Genomic DNA, 18,529 nt, shown 5'->3' on the forward strand with positions numbered 1-18,529 from the left:
TCACGCTCCGTTCCGTACGGGCTCGGTCTCCCGGCGGGCGGTGCCCGGGGCGGGGTCCACGAAGCTGTAGCAGGGCAGCGGCCCGGTGAGCCGCAGCTCGACATGGTCGTGGTGGCCCGCCGCGAAGCGCTCCACCGCGGCCCGGAACCGCTCCTGATCGCCGCGGTCGAGCAGGAAGGACACGTTGAGCACGCACCCCCGCACCTCGGGCCCGGCCACCCGCTCCACCGCCATGGCGGACAGTTCGGCGACCACCGCGGCCGACGCGGCGGCGGCCCGCCCCGTCAGCCCCCGCGCCACGGCCTCGCCGAGCCGCACGCTCGCCTCGTAGCCCGGCGACCGGCGAGCCGCGGCGCGCGCCCGGGCCACCTCGGGGTTCTCCCGGACCAGCGCGGGCAGCCCGGACTGGACCGGCAGGGCCTTGAGATTCATCTCGACCCGGCCGTCGAGACGGTCGAGGGTGGCGAGATACGCCGTCCGCGAGGCGGTCAGCTGGTCCCGTACGGACTCCTCGTCGGCGGCGATCATCCCGAAGCGCATGGGCAGCACCGGGCCGTCCGCCGCCAGCGCCAGCGCGAGCTCCTGGTGGGCGAGCAGGTCGCGCCGCTTGGCGCGCAGACCGGGCGGGGCGTCGCTGACCACGGCGGCCAGCTCCCCGGTGCGCACCGTACGCACCGGGGCCGGGTCGGCGCCCACCCCCGTGCGGCCGGGCGGCAGCGGGTGGGAGGCGCGGACGACGCCGTAGACGTACACGCCCTGTGCGGCCATGGGGTCAGCCCTCCCTGTCTTCTCGTTCGTCCTCGATACGGCGGCGGGCGCGGGCGGGGCGCTTGACCGGGCGGCGCTCGCCGTCCCCGTGCTCGTCCTCCTCCCGCTCGCTCTCCCTCTCCTCGGCCTCGTCCTCGTCCGCCCCGTCGTGGCCGGTCACGGCCCTTCTGACCTTGCCGCCCACGGATTCCACCGCCTTCTTGGCCGTCTTCTTGGCCGCCTTCCTGCCGAGGCTCGCGGCCGGGCCCGAGCCCAGCAGCTCGGGCACCGTCGTGCTGCTGCGGTCGAATTCGAGGTCCAGGCGGTTGCACGCCTCGGCGAAGCGGAGGTACGTGTCCACGCTCGCCACGACGATGCGGGCGTCGACCTTCAGGATCTCGATGCCGACCAGGGAGACCCTGAGGAAGACGTCGATCACCATGCCGCGGTCGAGGATGAGTTCGAGGACGTCGTAGAGGTTTCCCGAGCGCGAGACGCAGACGACCTCGTCGGTGTGGGTGGGGGCGTAGGTGGGGGCCATGATCGGAGCGTCCTTTCGATGGCTGGGCCCGGCCGGGCCGACCGGTCCCGCCCGGCGCGGCCGGTCAGCAGTCGTCGGCCGAGCCGCGCCGGTAGCGGCGGACTCTCCGGTACGCGCGGAGCTCCCCCCGCTCGTCGATGTCCACCTCATAGGTGGCCAGCAGGCTCGTCGTGTCGGGGATCCGGGCGACTTCCACGACGTCCACGTTGACGCGCCAGCCGTCCTCGACCCGGCACACGGCACTGACCCCCTCGGTGGGGTGGGTTATCAGGGCGGCGAGCCGTTCACAGGCGAGGCCGGCCGCCTCCGCCGCGCCGTTCCGGCGGGGTGCGCGGTCCGCCTTCGGGGGAGATGTGCGCCGCTCTCGCTCTGCCATGTGCATCAGTGTGTTCACAGGGCGAGTCCGGCCGCGCCCTGAGATGGGCCGATACGGTGGCCCCCTCCCACCGCCGGCCCAAGCGGCGCGGTGGGTGGCGGGGGCCGGCGGGTGGTCGGGCCCGGCGTGCGGTGGACTCGGCGTGCGGTGGCGAGAAAACGGCGTCATCCTCCGAGCCACCGTTGGTGTCGGGATCCCGCCAGTGTTTCGCCGGGGCTCTTGATGAGCTGGTGACCATTCAGCTCATCAAGAGCCCCGACAAAGAGCGGAAACCATGCCCACAGACGTCGCGACATCCGCCGGAACCACCGAAGCGGCGAGTCGCCCCGCCACGACCTCATGGCCGGCGGTGGTCTCGGTGATGATGGGGATATTCTCCATCGTCACCACGGAGATCCTGCCCATCGGCTTGCTGACCTCCATCGGTTCGAGCTTCACCGTCTCGGACGGAATGGCCGGGCTGATGATGACCATGCCCGGGTTCCTGGCGGCGCTCTCCGCCCCTCTGGTCACCGCGGCCACGGCGCGCATCGACCGCCGGCTGATGCTGTGTGCCTTCGTTCTTCTGCTGGCCCTGGCCAACTTCCTCGCCGCGGCGGCCCCGGGCTACTGGCTCGTGCTCGTCTCCAGGGTGCTGGTGGGGATCACCATCGGCGGCTTCTGGTCCATCGGAGCCGGGCTGGCGGGCCGCCTCGTACCGGCCGACGCGGTCGGGCGGGCGACCGCGGTCATCTTCTCGGCGGTGCCGCTGGGGTCGGTACTCGGCGTCCCCCTGGGCACCCTGATCGGGGACATCGCCGGGTGGCGGACGGCGTTCGTCGCCCTGGGGGTGCTGTCCGCCGCCGTCTTCGTCGCGCTGCTGCTGGTGCTTCCCCCGCTCCCGCCCGAGCAGGCCACCCGCCTGGCCGTGCTCGGCGGCATGCTGCGGAGCGTCAACACCCGCTTCGCGCTGGCCACGACCTTTCTCATCGTGCTCGCCCATTTCGGGGCCTACACCTACATCAACCCGTTCCTGGAACAGGTCACCCACGTGGGTCCCGGCCTGACCACCGTCTTCCTGTTCCTCTACGGCGCCGCGGGGATCGTCGGCAACTTCATCGCCGGATCCCGCGCGGCCCGCCATCCGCGCGCCACGTTCGCGGTCGCGGCGGCGCTGATCGCGACATCCGCCTCGCTGTTGCCGGTGCTGGGGCAATGGCGCGCCGGGGCGGTCGCCCTTCTGGTGGTCTGGGGGATGGCGTACGGTGCCGTCCCGGTCTGCTCCCAGACGTGGTTCGCCAAGTCGGCTCCCCACGCGCTGGAAGCGTCATCGGTGCTGTTCACCGCGTCGTTCCAGGCGACCCTCTCGCTCGGAGCGCTGGTCGGAGGTGTCGTCGTCGACCAGTTCTCCCCTTCGGCGGTCATGACGTTCGGTGGCGTCACCGCGGTGTTGACGGCGCTGGTCGTATGGCTCCACCACGCCAGGCGAATCGACTGGCCCTAGGCGGCGGTGCGGCGTCTCTGCCCATGGCGAATCTGCGGCGGGCAGAGAAACCGCATCCGGGGATCTCCCGCGGTCAAGAGTGGAGTCGACGGCCCCCTGCCTCGACTGCTTCGACAAGGAGACCAGATGACTCCACTCACCACGCTCGCGCCCCGCGCGGAGGAGGGCGACACACCGCCCAGCCGCTTCGACGACCACCTCGCGGCGCAGTTGCTCGCCCAGCGGATCGTCCTCCTCGGCACCCAGGTCGACGACGTGTCGGCCAACCGGGTCTGCGCGCAACTGCTGTTGCTCTCGGCGGAGGACCCGCGCACCGACATCTGCCTGTACATCAACAGCCCCGGCGGGTCGGTCACCGCGGGTCTGGCCATCTACGACACCATGCGGCTCATCCCGAACGACGTCTCGACGCTGGCGATGGGATTCGCCGCCAGCATGGGCCAGTTCCTGCTCACCGTGGGGGCGTCCGGCAAGCGGTTCGCGCTGCCGAACGCGCGGATCATGATGCACCAGCCCTCGGCGGGCATCGGGGGCACCGCCGCGGACATCGAGATCCAGGCGGAGAACCTGGAGTTCACCAAGAAGGCCATCGAGCGGATCACCGCCGAGCACACCGGGCAGAGCGAGGAGACGATCGCGCGGGACGGCGACCGGGACCGCTGGTTCACGGCCGAGCAGGCCAGGGAGTACGGGATCGTGGACCGGGTGGTGGAGTCGCTCACCGACATCCGCCCGGCCACCTCGCGCCGACGGATGGGGTTGTGACATGGGCTCGTACACGGTTCCCTACGTCATCGAGCGGACCGCGCAGGGTGAGCGGTCCTACGACGTCTTCAGCCGGCTGCTGAACGAGCGGATCATCTTCCTCGGCACCGAGATCGACGACGGGGTGGCCAATGTGGTCATCGCCCAACTCCTGCACCTGGAGTCGGCGAACCCGGAGCGCGAGATCTCGATCTATCTCAACTCGCCCGGGGGATCGTTCACTTCGCTGATGGCGATCTACGACACCATGACGTTCGTGCAGGCCCCGATCTCCACGTTCTGCGTCGGTCAGGCCGCGTCGACGGCTGCGGTGCTGCTGGCCGGCGGAGATCCCGGGCGACGGTTCGTGCTCCAGCACGCGCGGGTGCTGCTCGGCCAGCCGGCCAGCGGCGGCCGGCAGGGGACGGTCTCCGACCTCAGCCTCGCGGCCAAGGAAATGGTCCGCATCCGCTCGCAGGTGGAGGAGGTTTTGGCCCGGCACACGCATCACGACGTGGCGACGCTGCGCGCGGACATGGACCGGGAGAAGGTGCTCACCGCCGAGGAGGCCGTCGCCTACGGGCTCGCCGACGAGGTGCTGAGCCGACGGCTCGCGTTCGTCTGACCGCGTGCGGCCGTGGCCCGGAGGCCGGCGATCCGGCCGGTACGGCGGCGGTGCGCCCCGCCGTACCGGCCGAGGCGCGGGCCGCCGTACGAGCCTTCGCGCGGGCCGCCGTACGGCCCCTCCTCCCGGCCGTCGTACCGGCATTCTCGTACGGCCCCTCGCGCCGGCCGCCGTACGGCCCTCGTACCGGCTGCCGTCCAGGCCGTCGTACGAACCGTCGGTTCGGTCAGGCGGCGAGGCAGAGGCCGTCGTACTGGGCCGTGGGCGACGTGCGGCCCCGCCCCACCCGGCTCCTGGCGTGCCGGGCCAGCTCGTCCTGGGCGAGCGAGAGCAGGTCGCCGAGGCCCAGCCCGAGGGCCTGGGCGGCGGCCGCGAGCACCTCCGAGGAGGCCTCCTTGCGTCCGCGCTCCAGCTCCGACAGGTACGGCATCGAGATCCGGGCCGCCTCCGCGACGTCCTTGAGCGTGCGCTCCTGGGCGAGCCGCTCGCGCCGCAGCACATCGCCGACGAGGTCGCGCCACAGGGGCTCCCTCGGCGCGGGTGTCCGTGGGGCTCCCGCCGGCCGCTCCGGGGCGGGGGCCGCCCCACCGGAACGGGGCGGCGCGGTCTGCGGACGCAGGGGTATGACGCGGGCTTCGTTCGGCGCATGAGTGCTCACCCGTTCAGCCTAGGGATCCGGGGCGCGGGGGGAAGGGAGCGGCGTTCTGCCCTGGGTGAAGCCGCGCGGGCGGACCGGCGGCGCGTCGCGAGCCGATCCTCACCGGCCGGAGGCCCGATCCCGCCTTTGTTACAGTGGCAGGGCCCGACGAGACGCGCCGTACCGGGATGCAGGCAAAGACGACGCACCACCGTAAGCCCGTGTTTCGGAGGTGCCTGTCATGGCCTGGGTTCTGCTCGTCGTCGCCGGTCTGCTCGAGGTCGGCTGGTCCGTGGGGATGAAGTACACCGACGGCTTCACCCGGCTCGTCCCCAGCGTGTTCACCGGTGCGGGCATCGTCGCCAGCATGCTGCTGCTCTCCTACGCCAGCAGGACCCTGCCCATCGGCACCGCCTACGGCGTCTGGGTGGGCATCGGGGCGGCCGGGGCGGCGGTGCTCGGGATGGTCGTGTTGGGGGAGCCCGCGACGGCGGCTCGGATCTTCTTCGTGGCCCTGCTGCTGGTCGCCGTGGTGGGACTCAAGGCGACCTCCGGCCACTGACCCCGCCCGCCTCCCGGGACGAGGACCACGACGAGGACCACGACGAGGACGACGAGGAGGACCGCGAAGGGCGCGGCGCGGGGGCGCGGGGGCACCCCGGTGTACGGCGGACCCGGCGGACGTTGTCGGCGGGGGGCCGTACTCTGGAAGACCCCCGGCCCGTGTCACGTGTCGGGCCCTTCGCGTTGTTCGCCTCCGGGATGGAATTAGCCCCTTATGAGCCTCACCGGTCTGCTCGACGCCGTCGTACGGGACCCCGCGCTCGCCGAGGCGGTCCAGGCCGCCGCGTCCGGCGGGCGCCACCACGTCGACCTGGTCGGCCCGCCCGCCGCCCGCCCCTTCGCCGTCGCCGCGCTGGCGCGCTCCGCCGGGCGGCCGGTGCTGGCGGTGACCGCGACGGGGCGGGAGGCCGAGGATCTGGCCGCCGCGCTGCGCTCGCTGCTGCCGCCGGACGGGGTGGTGGAGTACCCGTCCTGGGAGACGCTGCCGCACGAGCGGCTGTCGCCGAGGTCGGACACGGTCGGCCGGCGGCTGGCCGTGCTGCGGCGGCTGGCGCACCCGAGTGCGGACGACCCGGCGGCAGGGCCGGTGTCCGTGGTGGTCGCGCCGGTGCGGTCCGTGCTTCAGCCGCAGGTCAAGGGGCTGGGGGACCTGGAGCCGGTCAGTCTGCGGTCGGGGCGGAGCGCCGATCTCCAGGAGGTGGTCGACGGCCTGGCGGCCGCCGCGTACTCCCGGGTGGAGCTGGTCGAGAAGCGCGGCGAGTTCGCGGTGCGCGGCGGGATCCTGGATGTCTTCCCGCCGACCGAGGAGCATCCGCTGCGGATCGAGTTCTGGGGCGACGATGTCGAGGAGATCCGCTATTTCAAGGTCGCCGACCAGCGGTCGCTGGAGGTGGCCGAGCACGGGCTGTGGGCCCCGCCCTGCCGTGAGCTGCTGCTGACCGAGGAGGTGCGGGAGCGGGCCGCCGCGCTGGCCGAGGAGCATCCGGAGCTCGGTGAGCTGCTGGGCAAGATCGCCGAGGGGATCGCGGTCGAGGGCATGGAGTCGCTCGCGCCCGTGCTGGTGGACGACATGGAGCTGCTGCTGGACGTGATGCCGGCGGGCAGCATGGCCGTGGTGTGCGACCCGGAGCGGGTGCGGACCAGGGCGGCGGACCTGGTGGCGACGAGCCAGGAGTTCCTCCAGGCGTCCTGGGCGGCCACGGCGGGAGGGGGCGAGGCTCCGATCGACGTGGGCGCCGCCTCGCTGTGGGGCATCGCCGACGTCCGGGACCGGGCGCGCGAGCTGGGCATGATGTGGTGGTCGGTGAGCCCGTTCGCGGCCACCGACGAGGATGTCGAGGAGGACACGCTCAAGCTGGGCATGCGCGCCCCCGAGACCTACCGGGGCGACACCGCCCGCGCGCTCGCCGACACCAAGGGATGGCTGGCCGACGGCTGGCGCACGGTGTACGTGACGGAGGGCCACGGCCCGGCCTCCCGCACCGTCGAGGTGCTCGGCGGCGAGGGCATCGCGGCGCGGCTGGACGGCGACCTGACCGAGATCAAGCCGTCCGTGGTGCATGTGGCCTGCGGCTCGATCGAGTACGGCTTCGTGGACCCGGGCCTCAGGCTGGCCGTGCTGACCGAGACCGACCTGTCCGGGCAGAAGGCGGCGGGCAAGGACGCGGCCCGGATGCCGGCCCGGCGGCGCAAGACCATCGACCCGCTGACCCTCCAGGCGGGCGACTTCATCGTCCACGAGCAGCACGGTGTCGGCCGCTACATCGAGATGGTGCAGCGCACCGTCCAGGGCGCCACCCGTGAATACCTGGTCGTCGAGTACGCGCCCGCCAAGCGCGGTCAGCCCGGCGACCGGCTGTTCGTGCCGACCGACCAGCTGGAGCAGATCACCAAGTACGTGGGCGGCGAGGCCCCGACCCTGCACCGCCTGGGCGGCGCCGACTGGACGAAGACCAAGGCGCGCGCCAAGAAGGCCGTCAAGGAGATCGCGGCCGACCTGATCAAGCTGTACTCCGCCCGCATGGCCGCGCCCGGCCACGCCTTCGGGGCCGACACCCCCTGGCAGCGGGAGCTGGAGGACGCCTTCCCGTACGCGGAGACCCCCGACCAGCTGACCACCATCAGCGAGGTCAAGGAGGACATGGAGAAGTCGGTCCCGATGGACCGGCTGATCTGCGGCGACGTCGGCTACGGCAAGACCGAGATCGCGGTGCGGGCGGCCTTCAAGGCGGTCCAGGACGGCAAGCAGGTCGCGGTGCTGGTGCCGACCACGCTGCTGGTGCAGCAGCACTTCGGCACCTTCAGCGAGCGGTACGGGCAGTTCCCCGTGGTCGTCAAGGCGCTGTCCCGCTTCCAGACCGACACCGAGGCGAAGGCGGTCCTGGAGGGGCTGCGGGAGGGCTCGGTCGACGTGGTCATCGGCACCCACCGCCTCTTCTCCTCCGAGACCAAGTTCAAGGACCTGGGCCTGGTCATCGTGGACGAGGAGCAGCGCTTCGGCGTCGAGCACAAGGAGCAGCTGAAGAAGCTCCGGGCCAACGTGGACGTGCTGACCATGTCCGCCACCCCCATCCCGCGCACCCTGGAGATGGCGGTCACCGGCATCCGCGAGATGTCCACGATCACCACCCCGCCGGAGGAGCGCCACCCGGTGCTCACCTTCGTCGGCCCGTACGAGGAGAAGCAGATCGGCGCGGCCATCCGGCGCGAGCTGCTGCGCGAGGGCCAGGTCTTCTACATCCACAACCGCGTCGAGTCCATCGACCGGGCGGCGGCGCGGCTGCGCGAGATCGTCCCCGAGGCGCGGATCGCCACCGCGCACGGCCAGATGTCGGAGAGCGCGCTGGAGCAGGTCGTCGTCGACTTCTGGGAGAAGAAGTTCGATGTGCTCGTCTCGACGACGATCGTCGAGTCCGGCATCGACATCTCCAACGCCAACACGCTGATCGTCGAGCGCGGCGACAACTTCGGCCTCTCCCAGCTCCACCAGCTGCGTGGCCGCGTCGGCCGGGGGCGCGAGCGCGGCTACGCGTACTTCCTCTACCCGCCCGAGAAGCCCCTGACGGAGACCGCCCACGAGCGCCTGGCCACCATCGCCCAGCACACCGAGATGGGCGCGGGCATGTATGTGGCGATGAAGGACCTGGAGATCCGTGGCGCGGGCAATCTGCTCGGCGGCGAGCAGTCCGGCCATATCGCGGGGGTCGGCTTCGACCTGTACGTGCGCATGGTGGGCGAGGCCGTCGCCGACTACCGCGCCTCGCTGGAGGCGGGCGGGGAGCCGGAGGAGGCCCCGCTGGAGGTCAAGATCGAGCTGCCGGTCGACGCGCACGTCCCGCACGACTACGCGCCGGGCGAGCGGCTGCGCCTCCAGGCGTACCGGGCGATCGCCTCGGCGTCGAACGAGGAGGACATCCGCGCCGTCCGCGAGGAGCTGACCGACCGCTACGGCAAGCTGCCGGAGCCGGTGGAGAATCTGCTGCTGGTCGCGGGGCTGCGGCTGCTGGCGCGGGCCTGCGGGGTCGGCGACATCACGCTGCAGGGCTCCAACATCCGCTTCGGGCCGGTCGAGCTGCGCGAGTCGCAGGAGCTGAGGCTCAAGCGGCTGTATCCGCGGTCGGTGATCAAGCCCGCGACCAAGCAGGTGCTGGTGCCCCGGCCGGCGACGGCCAGGATCGGCGGGAAGCCGCTGGTGGGGCGGGAGCTGCTGGCGTGGACGGGCGAGTTCCTGACCACGATCCTGGGGGCGTAGCGGCGGGGGCCGGATTCGCGGTGAGTATGGGACAGCGACACGCCGATGCCACGGCGTGTCGCTGTCCCATACTCACCGCAAGACCCTGCACGCCGACGAACTGCTGCTCGCCGCGCGGTCACCGCTCGCCGGCGAGCTGCCGCGCCGCCTCGACCGGGTCGCCGAGCACCTCCCGCAGCTGGTACGACTTGCGGCTGAAGGACCGGTACTCGTACACGATCTCGGCCGCGTCCACGATCCCGCAATCGGCGCGGCCCAGCAGCTCGCGCGTGATCACGATGGCGTTCTTCGCGGCCACGTACCGATCGACCAGGTGCTCCTGGAGCGCCTCCATGCCGGAGTCCGCCAGCAGCCGCCCGCAGTCCCGCGTCCACCCGGCCAGCCAGGCCGCCCGCTCCAGGTATTCGGCGGGCTCGCCGCTGCCGTCGTCGAGGGCCGCGAAGGTGGGGGCGAGGGCCTTGACGAGGCGGGTGCGGTATTCGCCGTGGCCGCCCTTGACGCGCGGATAGTCCTTCCGGAACTCGAACCAGTCCGCCTCGACGCTCCCGATCCACTCCAGGAGTACCGGATTCCGCTCGTAGTAGCCGCCCTCGACGCCCTCGAACACCCGGCGCAGCAGCTCGAAGGGCAGCTCGGTGGACTCGGCCAGCAGCACGGCGTCGTACAGGTCCTTGCCCTCCGGGTGCATGTCCGTGATCAGCCACAGGATCTTCCAGGCGAGGGAGAGCCCGGGCGTCGCCGCGTGGAGCCGGATCGGGGGCTCGGCGCTCTCCTCGGGAGCGTCCGGGCCGGCGTAGCGGGGGATGGCGGTGGGGGCGGAGGGCGCGGGCAGCCGCTCGTTGAAGACGAAGTCGAGCTGGACCGTGCCGGACGGCACCCCGTCCTCGCCGGGCGTCCACGGGATCACCAGGCGCCGCCCGGGGACGCGGTCGTACGTCCATATCTGGTCGCTGACCGCGCCCCGGGAGTTGACGCGGACCGGGCCGCCCGCGCGCCGGGAGCGGAGGTCGGCGGCGCGCGCGATGCCCTCGATCATCCGGTCCGTGCGCTCGTCCTCCAGCTGCCAGGAGTCGGGGACCACGACGAAGTCGAGGTCGCCCGGCTCGCGCGCCGCCTCGCCGTACCAGGCCTTCAGCAGCACGCTGCCGCGCAGCACCAGATGGTCGGCCCAGGGCGAGTCCGCGACGGCGGCCAGGACGAGGTCCGTGGCGCGGCGGCGGGCCGCGTACCAGCGGCGGCCGGCCTCCGCGTCCTCGAACTGCGGCTCACCGGCCCGCATCGCCCGCACGTGGTGGGCCATCGACGGGTCGAACACCGGGCGCTGCAGGACGCCTTCGCCGAGGACGGGCCGCAGCGACGTGGGCAGCCGCATGCGCGTGGCGGTCGCCGCGTCCAGCTCCTCCTGGGGGATGGTGCCGTCCTCCGGCCACGGGCCGTAGCCGAACGCCGTCCATGCCGATGCCGTCGATTCCGACGTGTCAGGTGCCCCCGACGTGTCAGGTGCCCCCGACGCGTCAGGTGACTCCGCCCCGCCAGATGACTCCGACGATGCCGATGGTGTCGACTCTGTCATCGCGCTGCCCCCTCCTCGGCCATCCAGCCCGCGTCCAGGCTCTCGTCGCTGTCATACACGACGAACTCCCGCTCCACCGAGAGGATTTCCGGGCCGCCCCCGCCGCCCGCCCGCAGCGCGGCCGTCAGCGCCTCCAGCCGGCGGCCCGCCGTGTCGCGGCCGACCAGCCGGCAGCGCTGGGTGAGGAAGCGCTCGGCCCGCCCGTCGGGGCGCACCCGGCGGGCGTTGCGGGACAGATGGGCGGCGTAGGCGGCGGCGAGCCCGGCGAGCGCGGGCGCCGCCCCGGGGGTGTCCAGCAGCAGCTTGACGTGGTGCTCGAAGTAGTAGCGGGGGCCGAGCGCCCGGCCGTCCTCGTCGGACGCGGGCACCCCCGCCGCCCACGGCGCCGCCTCGATCTTCGTCCGTACGACGGGGAAGCCCGCGCCTGCCAGCCCGGCGGCGGCCGCCTCGGCGGCGGAACGGGCCGCCGCCAGCGCGCCGTCGGCGCGCAGGGTCAGCATCGGCTGGGAGGGCACCCGGCCGCGGTCGAGGACGATGTGCGCGAACTTCCAGCCGCGCCCCGCCGCGTACCGCTCCAGCGCGCGGTACGGGGAGGGGGCGTCTGCCCTCCCCGCGACGGGGCCGACCGTCAGATGGATCTCGAACTCGCCGGTGACCGTGAACACGTGTGCATGATCCCAGGCGGACGGATCCGCAGACGCGGGCCCTTACCTCCCACAGCCCGCACCTCCCAGGGCCCTTACCTCACAGGTCATCGAGTACCTGGAGCGGATCCAGGCCACGCTCGACCCCTACGGCGGACGCTTCGTCATCCACACCGCGGAGCTGGAGGTGGTGGAGGGCTCCTGGCCGGGGAGCGTGGTCCTGATCGAGTTCCCCGGCCCGGCGGAGGCCCGCGCCTGGTACGAGTCGCCCGCCTACCAGGAGATCCTGCGGCTGTGCACGGACCACATCGAGGGAGACCTGATCCTGGTCGAGGGCGTCGGGCCCGGCTACGACCCCACCGAGGGGGCCAGGAAGCTGCGCGCCGCCGACCCGGAGGGCTACGCGGGGAGCCCGGAGGACCGCGCGGGGTCGGCGGCCCCGGCGGCGTAGACCCTCACCCCCCGGCGGGTACGCGCGGCTCGCCGCGGAAGACCTGCGCCGCGTGCCAGTCGATGTGCTCCTCGGCGACCGGCGCGCTGCCCGCCCGGGGCCCGAGCACCGGCCGCCCCCCGAGCCGCAGCACATAGGTGTGGGCGGCCTCGCTGCGGCCGGTGAAGTGCCGCGACACCAGGATCCTCCGCTGACCGTCGAGGCCCAGCACGCCCTTGTCGAAGAGCTTGTGGTGGAGGGAGCACAGACACAGCCCGTTGCCGAGGTCGTCCGGGCCCGCGAAGGCCCACCACCGCACATGCGCGGCCTCCAGGCCCACCGGCGCGGGCCGGCCCCTCCCGGCGCCCGGGCCGCCGAGCGCCCCGTCGAACCCGCAGAACGCGCAGCGGTTCTCGTACGCGTCCAGCACCCGCTCGCGCATCTCGGCGGCCCCGTGGCGTATCCGGCGGGTGCCGCGCGCCCCCTCGCCGGCGGTCAGGTCTAGCCCGACGGCGTCGGCGAGGTCGGAGTGGAGGGAGGGGGCGAAGTGCTGGTCGAGGAGGAGCTGGGCGAGTCGGCCGAGCAGCTCGGGGTCGGCGGTCAGCGCCTCGCGCAGGCCGGGCGCGAGCCGCCCGGCCGCGCCGCTGGCGCGCAGCAGGCCCAGCGCCGGGCCGGGGCTGCCCTCGCCGCTGTCGGTGCGCACCTCCCACACCCCGTCGTTCGCCAGGTGGTGGAACGGATACCCGGCGCTGGTGTCGCGCCGGGGCCCGTACTCCGCCAACAGCCGCTTGAGATCCGCCTCGACGTCGGTGAAGCGGAGCGCCTCGCCCGGGGCGCGCTGGAACCGGCCCAGCGCGTACAGCATGAGCAGCGGCTTGTGCGGCGCCCGCTCCCCGTTCTGCGACCACTGCCGCAGCGTGCGCACGCGCTCAGTCCATTCCATCCGGCCACGGTAGCGGGGGAGTCGGACAGTCCCCACGGCCTCCGTCGCCCCTTCTCCGGCGCTTCCGCCGGCCCGTACATTGGCGCGATGACCAACGAGCTGGTGAACGAGCCGGTGAACGAGCCGGTGAACGCCCCGGTGAACGACTCGGTGACCGACGACACCGCGCCCCGCCGCCGCGTCGGCGTGATGTTCGACAGGGACCGCAGGCCCGAGGAACTCGCGGGGTACGCCCGGGCGGTGGAGGAGGCCGGGGCGGACGACCTGTGGGTCGTGGAGGACCTGGGCTGGGCCGGTTCGATCGGCTCGGCGGCGCTCGCGCTGGCGGCCACCGAGCGGCTGCGGGTCGGTATCGGGATCGCCCCGGCGCCGCTGCGCAACCCGGCGCTGCTCGCCATGGAACTGGCCACCCTCGCCCGGGTGTTCCCCGGCCGCCTCGTCGCGGGCGTCGGGCACGGCGCGCAGCCGTGGATGGCCCAGGTCGGCGCCGCGTCCCCGACCCCGCTCGCGCTGCTGGAAGAGACGATCACGGTGGTGCGCGGGCTGCTGCGCGGTGAGACGACCACCTTCGACGGCCGTACGGTGCACATCGACGGCGTACGCCTGGTCCACCCGCCCGCCGAGGCCCCGCCGGTCGTCTCCGGCGTGGTACGCCCCCGCTCCCTGGAGCTCTCCGGCCGCGTCGCCGACGGCACGGTCATGGCCGAGGGCCAGGGCCCGGAGGCGGTCGCCGCCGCGCTCGGCCACATCGGGAAGGGCCGCGCCGCCGCCGGGGCCGCCCGCGCCCACGAGCTGATCGTCTTCACCCACCTGTGCGTGGCCGACGACCCCCGGCACATCGCGACGGCCACCGCGCCCGTGCGCGACGAGTACTCCGGATGGCTCGGCGTCCCGCGCGACGAGGTGTTCCTCGCGGCGGGGGACGCGGCCACCGCGGCCGGGCGGGTCCGGGAGCTGTGGGAGGCGGGGGCGGAGACGGTCGTGCTGCGCCCGGTGGGGGAGGAGCCGCTGGCCCAGGTGCGCGCGGCCCTGGCGGTGTTGGAGCGCTGACGGCCGTACTCCGATGGCGGCGCCCCTGACACCGACTTAGCGTAAATGTAACAAATAGGGCATACGGGGCGTGTCGCCCCTGTGTCCTTCCTCGTCGATGTCGTCGTGTGGAGGATCCATGTCGGTGATGACTGGCGCCCAACCCCTGCAGCAGACCGGCCCCCAGATGGGGCAGCAGCAAATCGGCCAGATCGTGCAGCAGGCGATGCAGCAGGCCTGCCAGCAGGCCAGCCAGCAGATCGCGCAGCGTATGCAGCACACCGTGCAGCAGTTCCAGCAGATCAACCAGCAGGGCATGGGGCAGCACGCGCACCCGTACCTGGCCATGGCGCTGCACTACTCGCTGCACAGCGGGATCCGCCAGGCGGTCGAACAGGCCGTGCAGCTGGCCCTGCCGATGGCGATCGCGACGCTCATCCAGCAGCAGGGCCAGCCCGGGATGGGCCAGATGGGCATGGGCCAGCCCGGGATGGGTCAGATGGGGATGGGGCAAGGCATGGGCCAGCCCGGGATGGGCCAGCCCGGCATGGGCCCCATGGGGATGGGCCAGCCGGGCATGGGGCAGATGGGCATGTCCGGTCAGCAGCCGTACCAGCAGTACCAACAGCCCGGCCTCGGCTCCGGCCTGATGGGCTGACGCCCCGGTCGACGCGTGTGCGGTGTGCCCGGAACGGTTCCCGAGCACACCGCATCACCGTGGGAGCGCGGCGCATCACCGGGGGAGCGCGGCCCCGGTCGCCGCAGCAGGAGCGCAAGGACGACGTTGGCGTGGTGAAGGTGGACGTGATGCTCAAGAACAGGCCCGAGAACGACACGGACGGCGAAACGGGGGGCGCGGGGGAGCCCGGCCGCGCGGACGCGGCCCGGGGCGAGGCGCCGCGCAAGAAGAACGCGCGGCGCCCGCTCGCGGTGCGGCCGCGCCGCGAGCGCTACTTGGTCACCCCGCTGCCCCAGCACCTGCTGCCCCCGGGCGTGACCGCGCTCGACATGGACGCGGTGTGCGAGCGGCTGGGCCGGATGCCGGAGGTCGCGGTGATCCGCCGGCTGCGGCCCTCGGGAAAGCTGGACTCGGCGGGGCTGCCCGCCTCCTGTCCGGAGATCGCGGTGGTCGAGGCGGCGGAGGGCCAGGTGCCTGCCATGCGCTCGGTCCACGTCCACGTGGAGCCGGACCTGCCGCTGACCGGGGCCTGGGCCGGGGCCGGGGCCGGGACGGGGGCCTGGGCCGGGGCCGGCGCGGGCGCGGGCCCCGGGCCGGCGGTGGCGATGCCGACCCCGGCCGACCCCGGTCTGGTCGCCCCGCTGGAGACGCCCGTGGAGATCCGGCTGCGGGTGTGCGGCCCGGACGAGGAGCCGCTGGCCGGGGCCGGGGTGTTCCTCATCGGGACGTCCTGGCCGGTCCAGGGCATCACCGGCGCCGACGGCACGGTCGCCCTGGTCCCCGCCACTGAGACGGCCCGGTCCGTCCAGGCCCTGTACGTCCGCCCCGCCGGTGGCTATCTCGACCGCTGGATCCACCGCCCGGACCTGTCGGCCACCCAGGAGAACCTGGTCACCCTCACCCCGCTGGCCAAGGTGTACCCGGGACTCGAGGAGCGTCAGCAGTACGGCTGGGGTCAGCAGGCCATGCGCCTCGACCGGCTGCCGCCCACGTTCCGCGGCTTCGGCGTGAAGGTCGCGGTCATCGGCTCCGGCGTCGACGCCGACCACCCCGACCTCAAGGACCGGGTGCGCTCCGGGACGGACCTGCTGGGCGGGGCGGAACGGGGCTGGGCCCATGACGTGCTCGGCACCGGCACCCACGCGGCGGGCGTGATCGCCGCGTCCGACACCGGACCCGGCGTCACCGGCATCGCCCTCGACGCCCGGATCGAGGCCTGCCAGGTGCTGCCCGGCGGCCACTTCAGCGATCTGATCGCCGCCCTCGACCACTGCATCGAGGCCGAGGTCGACATCGCGCACATCGCGGTGGCCACCCCGTACTCCTCCGAACTGGTCGCGCGCAAGCTCGCCGACGCCCACGCCGCCGGCGTGGCCTGCGTCGCCCCCGCGGGCGACACCGGCGGCCCGGTCGCCTTCCCGGGCTCGCTGCCCACCGTCTTCACCGTCGGCGCGCTGGGCGCCTTCGGCTCGTACCCGCCCGACACCTCCCAGGCCACCCACGCGGGCCCGCCGCTGACCCCCGACGGCCTGTTCGCCGCGCGGTTCAGCGCGTACGGCCCCGAGGTCGACGCGGTCGCCCCCGGCGTGGCCGTCCTGTCCTGCGCGCCGCGCGGCGGCTGCGCGGCGCTGGACGGCACCGGCCCGGCCTCGGCCCACGTCGCCGGGCTCGCCGCCCTCGTCCTCGCCCACCACGAGGACTTCCGCGGCCAGTTGCCGCCCCGCGGACCCGGCCGGGTGCAGCGCCTCTTCGAGATCATCGCCGCGAGCTGCCGCCCCCTGGCCCTCCCCGGCACCTGGGAGCGCGCCCGTACCGGCCGTGGGCTCCCCGACGCCCTGGTCGCCCTCGGCCTGGCCCCAGGCGTGCAACTCGGCCCCGCCCCGCCGTCGTACGCCCCGCCCATGGCCGGCTACGGGGTCTGACCGGGGGAGCGCGCGTCAGAAAAGACCTGACTAACCCTGGTCCACCACCGGGGTGCCCGGAGCGAAGCGGGCCACGGCGTCGCTCAGGCGTGCCTTGTCGAGGCGCCAGCCGCTCACCGGCCGCGAGGCCAGAGTGACGTCGGCGGGCAGGTGCGGGACGAGGGCGCGCACCACGGCCCGCCCGGCCTGCCCCTGCCGCGCGCCGGGCAGCGGCGGCGCGCCCGGCCGACGCGCCACACCGACCCACGGAATCGAGGCCGCCGAATGCTGCCGCCACAGGACGACGGCCGTGATGTCCTGCCAGGGCACCTGGGCCGTGCCGGCCCGGTACCGGAGAGGGTGCCCGCCGAACAGCACACCCGTCTCGTCGACGCGTAACGCCACCTTGCCGCTTGCGGCGCCGTACGCCATGACCAGCCCACCGCCACCGAACAGCAGCAGACCCGGCAGCCGCGCGTACAGGGGCATGACCGGCGACACCAGGCACGTCACCGTGAAGACGGCCGCGGCGGCCACCGTGATCCTGGTCCTGCGGTTCCACCCGTAGCGCGTCTCGTACGCCGTGCCCCCGTTGTCGCTCATGGACGCATGGTGGCAACTCCCGGCGTGGTTGAGAAGGGCCGTGCCGCGGACCGGTCAGCGGTCCCAGATCTTGCGGTAGGCCTGGCGGTAGCCCTCGGTCTCCCAGGACAGCGCGCCACCGCTGTTGGCGGCGGTGGTGATGTGGACCGGGGCGACGTATCCGCTGGCCGGCTCGCCGGCGAAGGCGCGGTTGAACTCGTCGACGATCTGCCAGCCCTGCTCGGAGAGCGGTTCGGGCACGGTCGCGGCCTGGAACTGCTTGCCGTTGACGCGCTCGAAGGCCGACGGGTCGCCGTCGCCGGCGCCGATGTTGAACGGGGCGCCGTCGCCGTCCTTGCCCGCGGCGCGCAGGGCGGGGGCGGCGTGGCGGAAGTACAGGTCGTTGATGGCCACCGAGTGGGTCCACTGGTCGCCGAAGCGTTTCAGCAGCGAGGAGACCTCCTTCACGGAGCGTCGGTTGGCCTCGGGGATGGGGACGTTCTCGTACGCCAGCAGCCTGACGCCGGAGCAGGTGGCCAGCTCCTTCTTGATCAGCTCCGACTTGTGCTTGGGGAACGAGGACGTGGTGTCGGTGAACACCACCACGCCCGCGTGCCCGTTGGAGCCGGCGATGATCCAGTCGGCGCTGATCCTCGCGACGTCCTCCACCCGGGTCGTGATGTTGCTGAAGAGCTTCGGTTCCTCGCTGGGCCCGGGCGCGGCGGTGGCGTGCCAGCCGATCACCGGGATGCCGGCCGCGTTCGCCCGGCGAAGCTCCTTGGCGGCGATCTCGGGGCCGAAGCCGCTGATCACGATGCCGTCCGGCTTCAGGGCGAAGGCCTGCTCGAAGGCGTCCTTGACGCCCGCGGTGGTGCCCTTGCCGTTGATGGTCCGCACGTGCCAGCCGACGACCTTGGCGGCCTCCTCGACGCCCTGGGCGACCCCGGCGGGACCGGGGTTGGCCAGGGTGTGGGCGATGAAGGCGATCGTCTTGCCCCGCACCGCCTTCGGCCCGGTGGTGGGCCCGGACCAGGGGGCGTCGACGTCCTCGGCCGTGGCGACGGCCCGCTTGGCCTTGGCCACGACGGAGGGACAGCCGGCCTTCGTGGAGCCTGCCTTGGACGCGCCGGTGTCGGAATCCGGGTCGCAGCCGGCGACGGCCGCCACGGCCAGGAGCGCGGCGGCGGTCGCGACCGCCTTGCGGGTGGGGTGCACGGGTCTCCTCGCGGGGCATGAGGGAGTAGGGGGTGTCTCCCCGATCTCTGCGGGCCCGCGACGCC

Annotated in this window: 19 protein-coding genes and 1 riboswitch; of the genes, 9 read left to right on the forward strand and 10 right to left on the reverse strand. The window is 73.4% G+C overall.

Annotated elements, in window-relative coordinates:
• The 4 genes from BBH68_RS18140 to BBH68_RS43190 form a co-directional block, all read right to left on the reverse strand.
• Nucleotides 1–768 (reverse strand): GvpL/GvpF family gas vesicle protein, encoded by a 768-nt coding sequence (locus BBH68_RS18140; RefSeq protein ID WP_065963711.1) that lies wholly within the window; start codon nucleotides 766–768, stop codon nucleotides 1–3.
• Between the two features lie 4 nt (nucleotides 769–772).
• The gene (gene gvpJ / locus BBH68_RS18145; protein WP_065963713.1) at nucleotides 773–1,288 is read right to left on the reverse strand and encodes a gas vesicle protein GvpJ; all 516 of its coding nucleotides are present in this window, start codon (nucleotides 1,286–1,288) and stop codon (nucleotides 773–775) included.
• Between the two features lie 64 nt (nucleotides 1,289–1,352).
• On the reverse strand, nucleotides 1,353–1,664 hold the full coding sequence (locus BBH68_RS18150) for a gas vesicle protein GvpO (protein ID WP_065963742.1): 312 nt from the start codon (nucleotides 1,662–1,664) through the stop codon (nucleotides 1,353–1,355).
• A gap of 246 nt (nucleotides 1,665–1,910) precedes the next feature.
• Nucleotides 1,911–2,138, reverse strand: a complete 228-nt coding sequence (locus BBH68_RS43190) for a hypothetical protein (protein ID WP_245738105.1) — start codon at nucleotides 2,136–2,138, stop codon at nucleotides 1,911–1,913.
• Between BBH68_RS43190 and BBH68_RS18155 the strand changes: the two genes are divergently transcribed.
• The 3 genes from BBH68_RS18155 to BBH68_RS18165 all read left to right on the forward strand — a co-directional run bounded on the left by BBH68_RS18155 (nucleotide 2,029) and on the right by BBH68_RS18165 (nucleotide 4,516).
• Nucleotides 2,029–3,147, forward strand: coding sequence for an MFS transporter (locus BBH68_RS18155; protein ID WP_245738102.1), 1,119 nt, complete (start codon nucleotides 2,029–2,031; stop codon nucleotides 3,145–3,147). The genes BBH68_RS43190 and BBH68_RS18155 overlap by 110 nt on opposite strands.
• A gap of 126 nt (nucleotides 3,148–3,273) precedes the next feature.
• A complete protein-coding gene (locus tag BBH68_RS18160) occupies nucleotides 3,274–3,912 on the forward strand; it encodes an ATP-dependent Clp protease proteolytic subunit (RefSeq protein ID WP_065963714.1) in 639 nt (212 codons plus the stop codon).
• Between the two features lies 1 nt (nucleotide 3,913).
• Nucleotides 3,914–4,516 (forward strand): ClpP family protease, encoded by a 603-nt coding sequence (locus BBH68_RS18165; RefSeq protein WP_065963716.1) that lies wholly within the window; start codon nucleotides 3,914–3,916, stop codon nucleotides 4,514–4,516.
• A gap of 226 nt (nucleotides 4,517–4,742) precedes the next feature.
• Here the strand turns inward: BBH68_RS18165 and BBH68_RS18170 are convergent, their stop codons facing one another.
• Nucleotides 4,743–5,174 carry a helix-turn-helix domain-containing protein gene (locus BBH68_RS18170; RefSeq protein ID WP_065963717.1) on the reverse strand — a complete coding sequence of 144 codons (432 nt, stop codon included), beginning with the start codon at nucleotides 5,172–5,174 and terminating at the stop codon, nucleotides 4,743–4,745.
• 121 nt (nucleotides 5,175–5,295) lie between these two features.
• Nucleotides 5,296–5,363, forward strand: a riboswitch (guanidine-III (ykkC-III) riboswitch).
• Nucleotides 5,364–5,394: 31 nt separating this feature from the next.
• Here BBH68_RS18170 and sugE point away from each other — a divergent pair.
• Together sugE and mfd are read left to right on the forward strand one after the other, a co-directional pair.
• Nucleotides 5,395–5,715, forward strand: coding sequence for a quaternary ammonium compound efflux SMR transporter SugE (gene sugE, locus BBH68_RS18175; protein WP_065963719.1), 321 nt, complete (start codon nucleotides 5,395–5,397; stop codon nucleotides 5,713–5,715).
• A gap of 216 nt (nucleotides 5,716–5,931) precedes the next feature.
• A complete protein-coding gene (gene mfd, locus BBH68_RS18180) occupies nucleotides 5,932–9,468 on the forward strand; it encodes a transcription-repair coupling factor (protein WP_065963721.1) in 3,537 nt (1,178 codons plus the stop codon).
• A 118-nt stretch (nucleotides 9,469–9,586) separates the two neighbouring features.
• On the opposite strand, the gene BBH68_RS18185 is transcribed toward mfd, so the two are convergent.
• The gene (locus BBH68_RS18185) at nucleotides 9,587–10,840 is read right to left on the reverse strand and encodes a nucleotidyl transferase AbiEii/AbiGii toxin family protein (RefSeq protein WP_245738100.1); all 1,254 of its coding nucleotides are present in this window, start codon (nucleotides 10,838–10,840) and stop codon (nucleotides 9,587–9,589) included.
• A gap of 197 nt (nucleotides 10,841–11,037) precedes the next feature.
• Nucleotides 11,038–11,706: a hypothetical protein gene (locus tag BBH68_RS18190; protein ID WP_065963722.1), complete on the reverse strand. Its 669-nt coding sequence runs from the start codon at nucleotides 11,704–11,706 to the stop codon at nucleotides 11,038–11,040.
• 88 nt (nucleotides 11,707–11,794) lie between these two features.
• Between BBH68_RS18190 and BBH68_RS18195 the strand changes: the two genes are divergently transcribed.
• The gene (locus BBH68_RS18195; protein WP_065963724.1) at nucleotides 11,795–12,136 is read left to right on the forward strand and encodes a DUF1330 domain-containing protein; all 342 of its coding nucleotides are present in this window, start codon (nucleotides 11,795–11,797) and stop codon (nucleotides 12,134–12,136) included.
• Nucleotides 12,137–12,140: 4 nt separating this feature from the next.
• Here BBH68_RS18195 and BBH68_RS18200 read toward each other — a convergent pair whose 3' ends face one another.
• Nucleotides 12,141–13,058 (reverse strand): phosphorothioated DNA-binding restriction endonuclease, encoded by a 918-nt coding sequence (locus tag BBH68_RS18200; protein WP_065963725.1) that lies wholly within the window; start codon nucleotides 13,056–13,058, stop codon nucleotides 12,141–12,143.
• Between the two features lie 189 nt (nucleotides 13,059–13,247).
• Here BBH68_RS18200 and BBH68_RS18205 point away from each other — a divergent pair, with 189 nt between their 5' ends.
• The 3 genes from BBH68_RS18205 (at nucleotide 13,248) to BBH68_RS44040 (ending at nucleotide 16,688) form a co-directional block, all read left to right on the forward strand.
• Nucleotides 13,248–14,108 carry an LLM class flavin-dependent oxidoreductase gene (locus BBH68_RS18205; protein WP_065963747.1) on the forward strand — a complete coding sequence of 287 codons (861 nt, stop codon included), beginning with the start codon at nucleotides 13,248–13,250 and terminating at the stop codon, nucleotides 14,106–14,108.
• Nucleotides 14,109–14,226: 118 nt separating this feature from the next.
• Nucleotides 14,227–14,745 (forward strand): hypothetical protein, encoded by a 519-nt coding sequence (locus BBH68_RS42680; RefSeq protein ID WP_065963727.1) that lies wholly within the window; start codon nucleotides 14,227–14,229, stop codon nucleotides 14,743–14,745.
• Between the two features lie 131 nt (nucleotides 14,746–14,876).
• Nucleotides 14,877–16,688, forward strand: coding sequence for a S8 family serine peptidase (locus BBH68_RS44040; RefSeq protein ID WP_065963729.1), 1,812 nt, complete (start codon nucleotides 14,877–14,879; stop codon nucleotides 16,686–16,688).
• Nucleotides 16,689–16,718: 30 nt separating this feature from the next.
• On the opposite strand, the gene BBH68_RS18220 is transcribed toward BBH68_RS44040, so the two are convergent.
• Nucleotides 16,719–17,270, reverse strand: coding sequence for a hypothetical protein (locus tag BBH68_RS18220; RefSeq protein ID WP_065963731.1), 552 nt, complete (start codon nucleotides 17,268–17,270; stop codon nucleotides 16,719–16,721).
• Nucleotides 17,271–17,324: 54 nt separating this feature from the next.
• Nucleotides 17,325–18,464, reverse strand: a complete 1,140-nt coding sequence (locus tag BBH68_RS18225; protein ID WP_065963733.1) for a substrate-binding domain-containing protein — start codon at nucleotides 18,462–18,464, stop codon at nucleotides 17,325–17,327.
• Between the last annotated feature and the right edge of the window lie 65 nt (nucleotides 18,465–18,529).

The sequence above is a fragment of the Streptomyces sparsogenes genome (assembly GCF_001704635.1).
Taxonomy (GTDB): domain Bacteria; phylum Actinomycetota; class Actinomycetes; order Streptomycetales; family Streptomycetaceae; genus Streptomyces; species Streptomyces sparsogenes.

Bases quoted from the DNA above. Each gene is read 5' to 3' on its own strand.
- BBH68_RS18140 (WP_065963711.1), bottom strand. From the start codon at position 768: ATGGCCGCACAGGGCGTGTACGTCTACGGCGTCGTCCGCGCCTCCCAC.
- gvpJ (WP_065963713.1), bottom strand. From the start codon at position 1,288: ATGGCCCCCACCTACGCCCCCACCCACACCGACGAGGTCGTCTGCGTC.
- BBH68_RS18150 (WP_065963742.1), bottom strand. From the start codon at position 1,664: ATGGCAGAGCGAGAGCGGCGCACATCTCCCCCGAAGGCGGACCGCGCA.
- BBH68_RS18155 (WP_245738102.1), top strand. From the start codon at position 2,029: ATGGGGATATTCTCCATCGTCACCACGGAGATCCTGCCCATCGGCTTG.
- BBH68_RS43190 (WP_245738105.1), bottom strand. From the start codon at position 2,138: ATGGTCATCATCAGCCCGGCCATTCCGTCCGAGACGGTGAAGCTCGAA.
- BBH68_RS18160 (WP_065963714.1), top strand. From the start codon at position 3,274: ATGACTCCACTCACCACGCTCGCGCCCCGCGCGGAGGAGGGCGACACA.
- BBH68_RS18165 (WP_065963716.1), top strand. From the start codon at position 3,914: ATGGGCTCGTACACGGTTCCCTACGTCATCGAGCGGACCGCGCAGGGT.
- sugE (WP_065963719.1), top strand. From the start codon at position 5,395: ATGGCCTGGGTTCTGCTCGTCGTCGCCGGTCTGCTCGAGGTCGGCTGG.
- mfd (WP_065963721.1), top strand. From the start codon at position 5,932: ATGAGCCTCACCGGTCTGCTCGACGCCGTCGTACGGGACCCCGCGCTC.
- BBH68_RS18185 (WP_245738100.1), bottom strand. From the start codon at position 10,840: ATGCGGCTGCCCACGTCGCTGCGGCCCGTCCTCGGCGAAGGCGTCCTG.
- BBH68_RS18200 (WP_065963725.1), bottom strand. From the start codon at position 13,058: ATGGAATGGACTGAGCGCGTGCGCACGCTGCGGCAGTGGTCGCAGAAC.
- BBH68_RS18205 (WP_065963747.1), top strand. From the start codon at position 13,248: ATGTTCGACAGGGACCGCAGGCCCGAGGAACTCGCGGGGTACGCCCGG.
- BBH68_RS42680 (WP_065963727.1), top strand. From the start codon at position 14,227: ATGTCGGTGATGACTGGCGCCCAACCCCTGCAGCAGACCGGCCCCCAG.
- BBH68_RS18220 (WP_065963731.1), bottom strand. From the start codon at position 17,270: ATGAGCGACAACGGGGGCACGGCGTACGAGACGCGCTACGGGTGGAAC.